The sequence below is a fragment of the Treponema bryantii genome (genome assembly GCF_900111035.1).
Lineage (GTDB): Bacteria > Spirochaetota > Spirochaetia > Treponematales > Treponemataceae > Treponema_D > Treponema_D bryantii_C.
The window spans coordinates 16830-28993 of record NZ_FOFU01000007.1; the positions used below are offsets into that span (position 1 = coordinate 16830).

Consider the following 12164-nt stretch of genomic DNA (forward strand, 5'->3'; position numbering starts at 1 on the left):
GCGGTTTATGGCAAATGAGTTAATTTTTGTAAAAAAAACACTTGCACAATTATTCAAATGACATTATTATTTGAATAGCTGCTCAATTGAATGTTTGTTCAAATGAACAGCAGGAGTCTCAATGAAAAAGAATGAAGAACTGTGCGAAGGCGAAGTAATTCACGAAGAGACCGTAAAAAAAGTTAGGGCAACATTTCCAGAAGATGAAATGATTTTTGACCTTGCTGATTTTTACAAGATTTTTGGTGATACAACGCGTGTAAAGATTCTTTATGCGCTTGATAAAAGTGACCTTTGCGTATGTGATATTTCGGCGCTGCTGGGAATGTCGGTTTCGGCTGTTTCTCATCAGTTGAGGACTTTACGTGAATCTGATCTGGTGCGTACAAACCGTGAGGGCAAGGTAATTTACTACAGCCTTGCAGACGATCACGTAAAGAGTATTTTAGAGTGTGGTATAGAACATATTAAGGAGAAAGAATAATGAGCGACGAACATAAACACGAACATGAACACTGCGAATGCGGACATGAACATGAACACGAACATGAACACGAACACTGCGAGTGCGGGCATGAACACGGACATCACCATGTCCATCACGAACACGATGGATGTTCATGCGGCTGCGGTCACGAACATGGACATCATCACCACGACCATGAACATGGACACGAGCATGGAGAAGAACATGAACTTACTGTAAAGCAGTTGATTTTTGCTGCAGTAATGTTTGTACTTGGACTTGTAATAGAGCATCTTCCTGTAGAAAACTGGTTTCCTGATGTAGCAAAAATTGATCTGATTCATGAAGCAGTTTGTATGGTACTGTATTTTATTGCCTTTATGATAACAGGAAAGGATATTGTAATTGGCGCTGTTTCTAACCTTATACATGGCGAACTGATGGATGAATCTTTCTTAATGTCTGTAGCAGCCATTGGTGCGATTCTTCTTGGTGAATATGAAGAAGCTGTTGCTATCATGATTCTGTATCAAGTTGGTGAAAAGTTTGAAGATTATGCAGTTGATAAATCTCGGGATTCTATCGAAGAGATTGCAAAACTTCGTCCGGATCATGCAACCGTAAAGGTTGGAGCAGAAACTCGCGAAGTAGATCCTGAAGAAGTTGAAACTGATTCTGTAATCATTGTAAAGCCTGGTGACCGTATTCCTATTGATGGTGTTGTTGTAGACGGCGACAGTTTTGTTGATACTTCAGCTCTTACTGGTGAAAGTATTCCTCAGCATGTATCTGTTGGAAGCGAAGTTCTTTCCGGCTCAATCAACAAACAGGGCGTACTTGAAATCAGAACAACACGACATGCCGGTGATTCGGCTCTTTCACGTATTCTTGAACTCGTTGAAAATGCAACAGAAAACAAGACAAAGTCTGAGCAGTTTGTAACACGCTTTGCACGTGTTTATACACCAATCGTTGTTTATTCTGCTCTGGCACTTGCAATTATTCCAAGTGTGATAATTGGCTTTAAGTCTGGCAACTGGGCATGGCAGGCAATCTGGAGTACCTGGGTATACCGTGCACTTATGTTCCTTGTAGTAAGCTGTCCTTGTGCGCTTGTTATTTCAATTCCACTTTCATTCTGTGGTGGTATTACAGCTGCTGCACGTCATGGAATCCTGATTAAAGGAAGTGTATACCTTGAAGCACTCGGCCGTACAAAAACTGCCGTATTCGACAAGACTGGAACCCTTACAAAAGGAAACTTTGTTGTTACACATATTCACGCAACAGATTCTTCTATTACAGAGACAGAACTGCTTGCTCTTGCAACACATACAGAAATGTTCTCTACACATCCGATTTCTGCTTCACTCAAAGCTGCTCATCACGACAAATGCTGCGACAATGTAAAACTTGAGAACGTAGAAGAAATTGCAGGTAAGGGTATAAAAGCTCTTGTAAACGGTAAGGAAGTTCTTGCCGGTAACACAAAGCTTATGGAACAGTTTGGTATTGATTACAGTGAATGTTCTGAACATCAGGACGGAACTGTAATTCACGTTGCAAGTGAAGGAAAGTACAGTGGCCACATTGTAATCAGCGATGAAATTAAAGATGATTCACAGGCAACTGTTGAAGGTCTTCATAAAATTGGTGTTGAAAATGTTGTAATGCTTACTGGAGATAACGAACGTGCCGCACATACAGTTGCTGCAAAGCTCGGTCTTAAAAAAGCTTTTGGTCAGCTGCTCAGTGCAGACAAACTTGCTAAGGTTGAAGAACTTCTTGCAGATCTTTCTAAGGGTGGAAAGAAACGCGGTACTCTGATTTTTGCCGGCGACGGTATAAACGACGCGCCTGTTCTTGCCCGTGCTGATGCTGGTATCGCAATGGGTAATATGGGAAGTGACGCTGCGATTGAAGCTGCAGACATCATTATTATGGAAGACAAGCCAAGTAAGATTGTAGACGGAATTAAAATAAGCCGCCGCACCCTGCGCATTGTTTATGAAAACCTCTATGGTGCTTTGGGAATTAAGGGAGCTATTTTGATTCTCAGTGCCCTCGGCATTTCGAATATGTGGATTGCGGTTTTTGGCGATGTCGGTGTAACAATCCTTGCGGTTCTTAACAGCCTACGTCTGCTGAAAACTAGTAAGAAATAAGATTACTTTTTGCCCAGGAGAGTAAAATCCTGGGCTTCATTACAGAAGATGATTCCGCTTCCAGCTTCTGCAAAACAAGGAAGGGCTGTGATAGCCTGGAGTATGGCATCCTTTTTATCAGACGGAACGAGAATCATCAGCATTTCTTTTTCCGGGACAATCTTCATTCCAAAGAAAGCTGCATCACCTTCTTTTGCAGTACCACGGGCACCGATAATTGTACCGCCACCGGCTCCTGCTTTACGGGCTGCAGCCATTGCATCTTCTGCATAGCCTTTGTTTACAATTACGTTTATCATCTGATATGTACTGGTTGCCATAGATTTGCCCCCTTTTATTTCTGATTTTTCGATTGAATCTGTATTACCTGCTTTTACAAAATTTCCTACTTCGATTGTAAAAAGCACTCCAAAATGTTTTTTTGTTTCTGATGCTGAAATTATTGCAGTACGAACAGCTTCACATTTTTCTTCTTCCAGAATGATGTAGACGATATCTTTTGAAGTATCGCCAAGTCCCAGAAGCTGTAGAACTCCGTTCGATGCAGTTCCGCGGCCCATTGCAATAGTACCACCGCCAGCTCCCGCTGATTTTGCTGCGTCCGATATTAGTTCCCCGCTGTCATGAGGAACAATACTCACAAGAAGCTTATAATTCATTTTTTGCCTCCTTGTTTGAGTTTATATATGATTCCCATAAGCTGAATTGCAAGCAGCGGCATCATGGCAACAAGAGCAATTACACCAAAAGAATCATTTCCGCCTTTTCCACTTGAGGCAGCACCAAGAGTAAATGAAAGTACAAAAGTTGAAGTGAGAGGTCCCGAAGCAACTCCGCCCGAATCAAAAGCAATTCCTGAAAAAAGAGAAGGGCAGAAAATCATAAGAGTCATAGCAATTATATAGCCTGGGATAATAACATATTTAAGATTAAAACCTGTAACAGCGCGAAGCATGGCAAGAGCAATGGCAATTGCAGTACCTACCGAAAGGAAAATAAGAAGGACCTTTCTTTTTATTGTACCGCCACTTACATTTTCTACCTGTTCACTTAAAACCCATACAGCAGGTTCTGCACAGACAATAATTGCGCCTAAAAGAAGTCCGGTGAAGATAAGGAGCACATACCAGGCACCACCATTTTCAACAGCAAGAGAGCCAAGCTTTTCTCCGAGTTCTGCGCCTGCCTGCGAAAAACCACCCTTTACTCCAATCAGAAAAATCGTAAGTCCTATAAAAGCATAAATAAAACCGATTATAATTCTGATTACCTGACGTTTCGTCATTTTCAAGAGTGAAATCTGGAAGATTATAAACAATGCAAAAAGTGGTGCAATAGAAATCAATGATTCGCGGAAGACGTGTGCAGCGATTTGGGCAAAGTTTTCTGATACTGCGTTAGATACTGCAGCACTTTCGGCTCCACTCAGTGGACCATCAACTATAGGCCCTTTCAATAATATCGCATAAATCAAAACTGCCATAACTGGTCCGATGGAACAAACTCCTGTAAGACCAAAACTGTTGTCATTATCATCGCGGACGCTGGAAACACCAATACCTAGCGCCATAATAAAAGGTACAGTCATAGGACCTGTTGTTGCTCCGCCAGAATCAAAGGCAATTCCAAAAAAGCTTTCAGGGGCAAAAATAGAAATTAAGAAAAGCACTGAGTATGCAATGAAGAAAGTCCATTTAAGTGAAAGATTCAAAACAGTGCGCAAGAGTCCCAGCATTATAAAAAGACCAACTCCGCCTGCAATTACAAAGGTGATAGCTGTTTTATTTACGACGGGAAAAATGCTCCGTACCTGGTCACCAAAAACCTGAATATCAGGTTCCGCAGCAGTTACAATAAATCCGATTATGAAAGCAACAAAAAGCAAAAGTAGAAGAGAACGTTTTTTTGTCAGTGCAGAACCAGTTCTTTCGCCCATCGGCTGAATACCAAGGTCTACACCAAGAAGAAAAATTGTAAGGCCAATAATAAGCAAAAGCCCGCCAACGACAAAGCGTGCGAGCAGATACTTATCAAGAGGAACAAAGGTTAATCCAAGAAACAGCACGATTGCCATAACCGGCAGAACCGAAACTGCTGTTTCTTTTAATTTGTTCAGAATGTTCATTTAATATTCTGTCAGTTTACCTTATGCGTCTGCAAAAACTTTTCCATCATCAAGCTTTACTTCAAGCTTTGTATATTCACAATGGAAATCATTCTTCAAACGGTCAAGATAGCGTTTGCTTTCCCACTTACACATAGGAAGATCATGGAGAAGATAATTTCCGCAGGCTTCAGGACGTGTCGCAGGAACTTCATTCTGAGTAAGAATCCATTCAAGACAGCGGATTGTAAGCTGACGCATATCTTCTACAGAGTATTTTCCAATCATGATGATATACATACCTGTGAGACAGCCCATAGGACCAACGTAAACTACGTCATCCTTTACTTCAGAATTTCTGAACCAGGTAGCCATAAGATGCTCAAGACTGTGGATTGCTCCAGGTCCCATTGCCGGTTCTTTATTAGGTTCTGTGATACGAAGATCATAAGTTGTAAAACCCTTGTCTTCGCGGGAAATATAGATACCAGGCTTCAAATGTGTATGATCAATAGTAAAACTCTGAACAACTTCCATAGCGGGGGTAACCTCCTTAAAAAAAACGATAAACGGACATGTCAAGGCTTTAAGCGAAGCGTGCCTTGACGTGGACGTATATTACTTTAATTTATATTTCTTTAATTACTTCCAGAAGGAAAGTGCTGCTAAGACGTGATGCTGTTTCTTCCGAATATGTTTCTTTTACAGTTTCGTCAGCAGTATCAGACATACATCTAATGATTACAAAAGGAACTTTGTTTGCATAGCATGCGTGTGCAATTGCACAACCTTCCATTTCAACACACTGAGGATGGAAGTTAGAAATGATAAAGTTTTTCTTTTCACCACCGGAAATAAACTGATCACCAGAAGCAATACGGCCTTTTGCTATTTTCAGCTTATTAGAAAAATCTGTATGTTCAAAAGCAGAAACTGCTGCATTTACAAGAGCTGGATCTGCAACAAAAACTTCCGGCATGCCTGGAACCTGTCCAAGTTTATAGCCAAAGAACACAGTATCAAAATCATGATAAACTGCTTCTGTTGAAACTACAAAATCATAAATATTAAGACCAGTACCAGTAGCTCCCGCAATACCAGTATTGATAATCTTTGAAACTTTAAAATTCAGTATTAAAAGCTGAGTACATAAAGCAGCGTTTACTTTTCCAATACCACATTTTACGATAACAACATCTTTGTTATATAATTTTCCTTTGTAGAAAATTAAATTGTTGATATTAACTTTTTCTTTTGCAGACATGCGGGCAAAAAGAGTTTCTACCTCGCTGTCCATTGCTCCAATAATTCCAATCATTTTTTTAATGCCTCTTTTTCTGCAGCGCGAGCGCGCTTTGAATAATGTCCAAGAACTTCATTTGAAAGTTTATCAGTAAGATTAAACTTTTCGATTACAAAGTTTGCACAAGTTTTATATATCATAAAGCCAAGGAAAAGACCACCGATAAAGCTAACGATAGTACTGAACTGGAAAACAGTGCGTGCAGTAGCTTCAGGAAGTGTAAAAACTTTGAAAATCAGGAAAGAGAAAAATACAAAAAGCAGCAGAATTACAGCGAGAGTTTCTACGATTTCAAAAATACTACCGAAAAACAGGAAAAGTCTTGAATTGCGTTTTTTAGCACGAAGTTCAAGTTCCTTTTTCTGACGTTCAAGTCTCTCCGCTTTTTCTTCATCAGTCATGTCCATGTGAATACCTCTTTTTTTATTTATTCTCAGATTCCTGAGATTTCTGTTCTTTAGATTCTTTTATATAAGTAATGATAAATGAAACAATCAGCATAATACCACAGACAACAACTGCTGCGTCTGCAACATTAAAGGTTGGCCATCGTTCAAGACCAAAAAGTCCATAGAATTTAACATCGATAAAGTCTACAACACCTTCGGCACGGAAAAAGCGGTCAATAAGATTTCCAAGACCTCCACCTACAATACCCATAATTGCCCAGCGCTGAACCTTAGTCCAGGTATTATTCTTAAAGTAAATTCCAACAACAATACCAATTACGATAAGAGGAATAAGAGAAAACAGTAAACGGCGCAAAGTATCAGACCAGGTTGCACCTACACTAAACGCAACTCCTGTATTTGCTACGTGAATGATTCTCAGAAAATCTCCAAAAAACTGTGCGCCTATTGTATAAAGCGGAATATTTTTCATTACAAGGATTTTTGTAATCTGATCAAGGATAACTACTAGAACTGCAAGTGAAATTGGCAGCAGTTTTGATTTTAATTCTTTATTCATATTAAAAATATACTTATAAATCTGTCGGCAGGTCAATAAATAACGTGCGAAGACCTAACTCCTTTTCTATTTTTTCTTTAAGCAGGGAAACTCCCATAGTTTCGGTGCCGTAATGGCCTCCGGCAATTACATTGATACCAAATTCTTCTGCAGGATGATATTGCTCATGAGCGAACTCACCGGTAATGTAACAGTCTAAACCGAGTTCAGCAGCCTGATCCACATCTTCACCGGCCCCTCCGGAAATAATTCCTACAGTTTTGATTTGTGATTTTCCGAACTGGAAGAGGCGGGCATTTGTTTTTGTGATTTTTGAAAGTGAAGAACAGAGGTCTTCTGGAGACACTGGTGTAGTGAATTCACCGCGAACTCCAATACTCATTCCACGCCAGAAACCGAACGGTTCAAGCTTTGAAAGCCCGAGGGCGGCCGCCAGTCCGTAGTTATTTCCATAAGGATTGTTTGCATCAAGAGGAATGTGGTAGCCGATTAAAGCAAGGTCGTTTTTAATAAAGGCGGCCGCACGCTTATAAAAATTACCGGTAAGTGTTTCGCAACCACCCCAGAAAAGTCCGTGGTGAACAACCAGAACATCTGCGCCAGCTTCAGCTGCAGCAAGAGCAGTTGCTTCGCATGCGTCCACCGCAAAAGCTACCGTCTTAATCTGTTTCTCCGCCGGGGCGGAATTCTGCACCTGAATACCATTCCGCGAAGGGTCTCCAGGAAAGTCTTCTTTTTTAAGGAACGCGTTCAGCCACTCGTCCAGTTCATTTAAGGTCATTAAGGGCCTCCACAGTTTTTTTAGCCAGGAGATTTGGAGTTGCAAGAGAAGAATCCCGCGAAAATCCAAGAACCATTGCTAAAAGAGGATCAGTCTGTTCAATACAGCCATATCCAGAAGTTTTATAGTTATCAATAGAAGAAAGTTTTAATATACCGGCAATTTCTTCCGGATTTTTCTTCATTAAGTCGTCAGCCGCAATATCAGCCATAAAATCAGCTATAAGGAAGAATTTCTTATTGGAACCACAATGTTCTCGAAGTAAAGGAAGCAGAACTGAATATTCCTGAGAAATGTTGAAAGAGTAGTATTCCTTTTGAGATGTAAACTTTTTCTCGTTCAGAACACTCTGAATAACCATAATCAGACGGCGGAGAATTTTTTTTTCGCCAATATTATGAAGCCACTGTCCGTCATCAGCATAAAAATCAGCAGAATAAACTGTAATTCCCTGGGATGCCAGCTGTTGAAGATAAGGCTTATAATGTTCTGTATCGCCTCGTTTGTCCGGCTCAAACAGCACTATAAGATTTTCATATTTCTGTGGGGTTGTCTCTGATATTTGATCTGGAGCAAACTCATAAAGTGTCAGAGATTTTTTTCCAACAGCACTGGCCTTTTCAAAACCGCTTCTAAAGCTTCCTTTATATAGAAACTGATTTTCCGAAACGTTGAGTTTTCTTGAATGCTGTTCTACTGGTGCAAAATAAATTGTAGCTGCAAGTGCGAGTGCAGAAAAGATGATTGTAAAAGCGGCCCAAACCCTCATTAACGGGCTGTAATGATCAATGTAAAGGCGTTCAAGATATCTGAAAATAGCATGGAAGTTTGAAAGAAGGACAAAGAGTGCAATTAAGAGTCCAAGAATTGTAAAAGCATCAATTTTCCATGCGAAAATCTGCAGAATCGCTACAATAAAGGTGAACGGAGCCAGTACAACAAGAGGATCTCGCCGCACATGATGTACAAAAAATACGCGCAGGTTGGTAATAAATAATAATGCAAAAACTAAGAGTTCACCGTAGAATTTCATAGAATAAATTATAATGGGATTTACGGAAATATGAAAGTCTAAAGGCCAAGAATGTGGGGCTGTACAGTGGAGGCATTATAAAGACGTAATGAAATTTTGGCGCGAGGAAGCAGATTTGTAGGGCAAAAAGACTTTGTTTGTGGCTGCCGCGGGAGCGGCAGTATAATAGTTTCTATACCACAAACAACGTCTAGCGCAATATTGCGCGTTTTTGTCCTGCAAATATGCGCCCGGAAGCCAATAGTACGATTAATTTGTTAATAAACAGGAACCTCTGCTACCCGCAATCTTGGCCTTTAGACTTTCCTTAACTGAAAATTCCCATTATAATTTACTATATGTCATACGAAGTAACAGCGACTCGAAGGAGACCGCAGCAGTTTGATGACCTTGTTGGTCAGGAATTTGTAGCGGAAACTCTTAAGAATTCAATAAAATCCGGAAAAATAGCTCATGCATACCTGTTTTCAGGTCCGCGTGGTTGTGGAAAAACTTCTACAGCGCGTATTCTTGCAAAAGCTTTGAACTGTCAGAACGGGCCTACAGATAATCCTTGTGGAACCTGTTCTACCTGTCAGGAAATCACAAAAGGTACTTCTCTCGACGTAATCGAAATCGATGGTGCGTCAAATACCAGTGTTGAGAATATCCGTCAGATTAAGGATGAAGTTCTTTTTCCACCAAGTAATGCAAAATACAAAATCTATATCATAGACGAAGTCCACATGCTTTCAACTTCGGCTTTCAATGCTCTTTTGAAGACTATTGAGGAGCCGCCTCCATATGTAATCTTTATTTTTGCGACAACAGAACTTCAGAAGGTTCCTGCAACAATCAAGTCTCGCTGCCAGCAGTTTAATTTCCGTCTGGTTGCAATTGATAAAGTAAAGCAGTGCCTTGCAGAAGCTGCCGCAGAATTAGGTATTCAGGCTGATGATGAAGCTCTCTTCTGGATTGCCCGCGAGTCTACAGGTTCTATGCGCGATGCTTACACTCTGTTCGATCAGGTTGTAGCTTTCAGTGACGGCCATATGACTTACGACAAAATCCGCGATAAGCTTGGTCTTGTTGGCATTGACCGCCTGAATACTGTTTTTGAAGCTTGTGCTCAGAACAATACAGAAGCAGTTATCAATCTGATTGATGAATTCCTGCAGGCTGGTGTTTCAATTGAACAGCTGATTTCCAACAGTGCAGATTATCTCCGCAGTCTTCTTCTTATTAAGAACGGTGTTAAAAAAGAGTCTCTTCTTGGAAATTCTCCGGAGCGTTACAGCAGTGTAGTTCTAGGAGCCTGGAATACAATCCAGATTGAACGGGCTCTTTCTATATACTTGCAGCTTTATCGTGATATCCGATATTCGCTTTCTCCTCGTTATGAACTTGAGCTTGCTTTCAGCCGCTTGTGCTGGATTGGCAATTTTGTTTCTAATGCTGAGGTTAAGAAGGCAATTGATGCGGCACAGAATCTGCTTGCAGGTGCTCCACAGCCTTCAGCAGCAGCTCCGCTCAATAATCAGGCTGCACCAGTAAATACTGCTCCAGTAAATGCTGCGCCACAGCCGGTTCTGCCAAAAACTGAGCAGGCTCTCGGTATCAATCCGATTCCAAACGGTCTTCCAAAACTTTCAATGCTTGATAAATTGATTGAGGAAGAAGCGAACGGAGGAGGCGGGGAGCCGCCGGATGCAGGTGGGGAGAATCCGAACCCTTTTCATGATGGCGGTCCACTGCCGCCTGAACAATCAGTGGCTGCCCCAGAGGCAGAGGTAAGTCATCCGGCAGAACTTGACGAGCGTCTTAAACTTCATATTTCTCAGGAAAATGTTACCGACGATGGTCAGGTTATGCCTGCAATGGACATTCCATTAAATGCAGACAGTTATTCAATGAATCCGGATGCAGAAGATGGAGATGACGGCTGGTCAAATATGGATGCTCCTCCAGATGATGAGTATTATCCGGATGAAGGAGAGCTTGCTGAACAGGCAGAAGAATCTTATGAAAATGCTTCAAGTCCTGCAGCAGTCAAAGCACCAGCTCAATTACAGGATACTTTTGTTACTGCCAGTGGACAGACAATTTCAATAGGTCAGCTCCGCGGCCAGGTAACTGCAGCACTTGCCATTACAGATGGATTTGCTGCTTCAAATGTAGAAAAAACTGGATTATGGGTTATAGAAGCCGACACAGTAAAGACTACTGTTGAAAGCGATTATGACTTAGGCCTTATAGAAAAGAAAAGAGATGTGATATCTGCAGAGATTTCAAATATCTGTGGACGTCAAATGCATTTCAATGTTACTTTAAAGGTACAGGAAGCACAGAAGCCTGCAGAAAAGGTAGAAATACCGCTTCAGGTTAAAATTCTTGTAAATGCTTTTAAGGGCACCATTGTTGCCGGGAGGATGTAATAATGAATCCATTTGAATTGCTTAAAAATACACAGGCAATTAAAGAACAGTCAGAAAAGCTTCAGAAGGAACTTGCAGATATCCGTGCAGAAGGCTCTTCTGGTGGCCGCATGGTAACTGTCACACTTAATGGTAAATTCGAGATGCTGGGAATCAAGCTTGATCCGATTTGTGTTGATAATCGTGATGTTCAGATGCTTGAAGATCTTATCGTTTCAGCTCATAAAAACGCTGTTGAAAATGTACAGGAACAGATTAAGGCAAAATCAAGTTCTATTCTTGGTGGACTTGACCTCAGTCAGTTTGGACTTTAGTCTATGAATGCATTTGATGAATTAGCTAATAACTTTTCCCGTCTCCCTGGAATCGGTAAAAAAAGTGCCATCCGCATGGTAAACTGGCTTTTAAAACAGGATTCTTCATATGTCCAGAAGTTTGCCCAGAATCTCGGACATCTTCAGGAACGTATAAAGCCCTGCTCAGTATGCGGTACCTGGACAGAATCAGATCCGTGTCCAATCTGTTCAAATCCGCTTCGTGATTCATCTCAGATTTGTGTTGTTGAACAGCCGCAGGACGTTTCTACAATTGAAGCCTATGGTGAATACAAGGGAAAGTACCATGTTCTTGGAGGATTGCTCCGTCCTCTCGAAGGTATCGGACCGGCACAGCTTTCAATTCAGCCACTGCTTAACCGCATAAAAGATGGCAGCGTTACAGAAATTATAATTGCTACAAATCCTACAGTAGAGGGAGATACAACTGCTCTCTATCTTAATAAGGTGATTATGGAACTTCAGCTTCCTGATTCACCAAAAGTTACCCGACTTGCAACAGGAATTCCTGTCGGCGGCGACCTTGAATACATTGATAAGCGCACTTTAGCTTTGAGTTTCCGTGGTCGCAGCGAGTTTTAACGGATTTTTTAT

Annotated in this window: 13 protein-coding genes; 5 read left to right on the forward strand and 8 right to left on the reverse strand. The window is 41.1% G+C overall.

All coding sequences use genetic code 11. The features are described 5' to 3' along the window. Positions 1-121 precede the first annotated feature (121 nt). Together BMY21_RS11370 and BMY21_RS11375 are read left to right on the forward strand one after the other, a co-directional pair. Complete coding sequence (locus BMY21_RS11370) at positions 122-484, forward strand: ArsR/SmtB family transcription factor (RefSeq protein WP_074644297.1); 363 nt, start codon at positions 122-124, stop codon at positions 482-484. After that, positions 484-2631, forward strand: a complete 2148-nt coding sequence (locus BMY21_RS11375; protein ID WP_074644300.1) for a heavy metal translocating P-type ATPase — start codon at positions 484-486, stop codon at positions 2629-2631. The genes BMY21_RS11370 and BMY21_RS11375 overlap by 1 nt, the downstream gene beginning before the upstream one ends. A gap of 2 nt (positions 2632-2633) precedes the next feature. Here BMY21_RS11375 and BMY21_RS11380 read toward each other — a convergent pair whose 3' ends face one another. The 8 genes from BMY21_RS11380 to BMY21_RS11415 form a co-directional block, all read right to left on the reverse strand. Beyond that, a complete protein-coding gene (locus tag BMY21_RS11380; protein WP_074644302.1) occupies positions 2634-3290 on the reverse strand; it encodes a P-II family nitrogen regulator in 657 nt (218 codons plus the stop codon). After that, positions 3287-4756 (reverse strand): DUF1538 domain-containing protein, encoded by a 1470-nt coding sequence (locus BMY21_RS11385; RefSeq protein WP_074644305.1) that lies wholly within the window; start codon positions 4754-4756, stop codon positions 3287-3289. The genes BMY21_RS11380 and BMY21_RS11385 overlap by 4 nt, the downstream gene beginning before the upstream one ends. 21 nt (positions 4757-4777) lie before the next feature. Then, positions 4778-5272: an S-ribosylhomocysteine lyase gene (locus tag BMY21_RS11390; protein WP_074644307.1), complete on the reverse strand. Its 495-nt coding sequence runs from the start codon at positions 5270-5272 to the stop codon at positions 4778-4780. 91 nt (positions 5273-5363) lie between these two features. Then, complete coding sequence (locus tag BMY21_RS11395) at positions 5364-6053, reverse strand: 5'-methylthioadenosine/adenosylhomocysteine nucleosidase (RefSeq protein WP_074644309.1); 690 nt, start codon at positions 6051-6053, stop codon at positions 5364-5366. Beyond that, on the reverse strand, positions 6050-6445 hold the full coding sequence (locus BMY21_RS11400; protein WP_074644311.1) for a hypothetical protein: 396 nt from the start codon (positions 6443-6445) through the stop codon (positions 6050-6052). The genes BMY21_RS11395 and BMY21_RS11400 overlap by 4 nt, the downstream gene beginning before the upstream one ends. Before the next feature lie 16 nt (positions 6446-6461). Further along, positions 6462-7007 carry a signal peptidase II gene (gene lspA / locus BMY21_RS11405; RefSeq protein WP_074644558.1) on the reverse strand — a complete coding sequence of 182 codons (546 nt, stop codon included), beginning with the start codon at positions 7005-7007 and terminating at the stop codon, positions 6462-6464. A gap of 13 nt (positions 7008-7020) precedes the next feature. Next, positions 7021-7788: a Nif3-like dinuclear metal center hexameric protein gene (locus BMY21_RS11410; protein ID WP_074644314.1), complete on the reverse strand. Its 768-nt coding sequence runs from the start codon at positions 7786-7788 to the stop codon at positions 7021-7023. Continuing rightward, positions 7775-8821: a hypothetical protein gene (locus BMY21_RS11415; protein WP_074644315.1), complete on the reverse strand. Its 1047-nt coding sequence runs from the start codon at positions 8819-8821 to the stop codon at positions 7775-7777. The genes BMY21_RS11410 and BMY21_RS11415 overlap by 14 nt, the downstream gene beginning before the upstream one ends. A gap of 338 nt (positions 8822-9159) precedes the next feature. Between BMY21_RS11415 and dnaX the strand changes: the two genes are divergently transcribed. Genes dnaX through recR form a run of 3 tightly spaced genes read left to right on the forward strand, consistent with a single transcriptional unit; the run spans position 9160 to position 12152 of the window. Next, positions 9160-11235, forward strand: a complete 2076-nt coding sequence (dnaX, locus tag BMY21_RS11420) for a DNA polymerase III subunit gamma/tau (RefSeq protein ID WP_074644318.1) — start codon at positions 9160-9162, stop codon at positions 11233-11235. Positions 11236-11237: 2 nt separating this feature from the next. Then, on the forward strand, positions 11238-11549 hold the full coding sequence (locus BMY21_RS11425) for a YbaB/EbfC family nucleoid-associated protein (RefSeq protein ID WP_074644321.1): 312 nt from the start codon (positions 11238-11240) through the stop codon (positions 11547-11549). A gap of 3 nt (positions 11550-11552) precedes the next feature. Then, positions 11553-12152, forward strand: coding sequence for a recombination mediator RecR (gene recR / locus BMY21_RS11430; protein ID WP_074644324.1), 600 nt, complete (start codon positions 11553-11555; stop codon positions 12150-12152). Positions 12153-12164 lie beyond the last annotated feature (12 nt).

Excerpts from the sequence above, each read along its gene's own strand:
- BMY21_RS11390 (WP_074644307.1), bottom strand. The coding sequence starts at position 5,272 with ATGGAAGTTGTTCAGAGTTTTACTATTGATCATACACATTTGAAGCCT.
- BMY21_RS11400 (WP_074644311.1), bottom strand. The coding sequence starts at position 6,445 with ATGGACATGACTGATGAAGAAAAAGCGGAGAGACTTGAACGTCAGAAA.
- BMY21_RS11370 (WP_074644297.1), top strand. The coding sequence starts at position 122 with ATGAAAAAGAATGAAGAACTGTGCGAAGGCGAAGTAATTCACGAAGAG.
- BMY21_RS11415 (WP_074644315.1), bottom strand. The coding sequence starts at position 8,821 with ATGAAATTCTACGGTGAACTCTTAGTTTTTGCATTATTATTTATTACC.
- BMY21_RS11395 (WP_074644309.1), bottom strand. The coding sequence starts at position 6,053 with ATGATTGGAATTATTGGAGCAATGGACAGCGAGGTAGAAACTCTTTTT.
- BMY21_RS11425 (WP_074644321.1), top strand. The coding sequence starts at position 11,238 with ATGAATCCATTTGAATTGCTTAAAAATACACAGGCAATTAAAGAACAG.
- BMY21_RS11385 (WP_074644305.1), bottom strand. The coding sequence starts at position 4,756 with ATGAACATTCTGAACAAATTAAAAGAAACAGCAGTTTCGGTTCTGCCG.
- dnaX (WP_074644318.1), top strand. The coding sequence starts at position 9,160 with ATGTCATACGAAGTAACAGCGACTCGAAGGAGACCGCAGCAGTTTGAT.
- BMY21_RS11375 (WP_074644300.1), top strand. The coding sequence starts at position 484 with ATGAGCGACGAACATAAACACGAACATGAACACTGCGAATGCGGACAT.
- BMY21_RS11410 (WP_074644314.1), bottom strand. The coding sequence starts at position 7,788 with ATGACCTTAAATGAACTGGACGAGTGGCTGAACGCGTTCCTTAAAAAA.
- lspA (WP_074644558.1), bottom strand. The coding sequence starts at position 7,007 with ATGAATAAAGAATTAAAATCAAAACTGCTGCCAATTTCACTTGCAGTT.
- BMY21_RS11380 (WP_074644302.1), bottom strand. The coding sequence starts at position 3,290 with ATGAATTATAAGCTTCTTGTGAGTATTGTTCCTCATGACAGCGGGGAA.
- recR (WP_074644324.1), top strand. The coding sequence starts at position 11,553 with ATGAATGCATTTGATGAATTAGCTAATAACTTTTCCCGTCTCCCTGGA.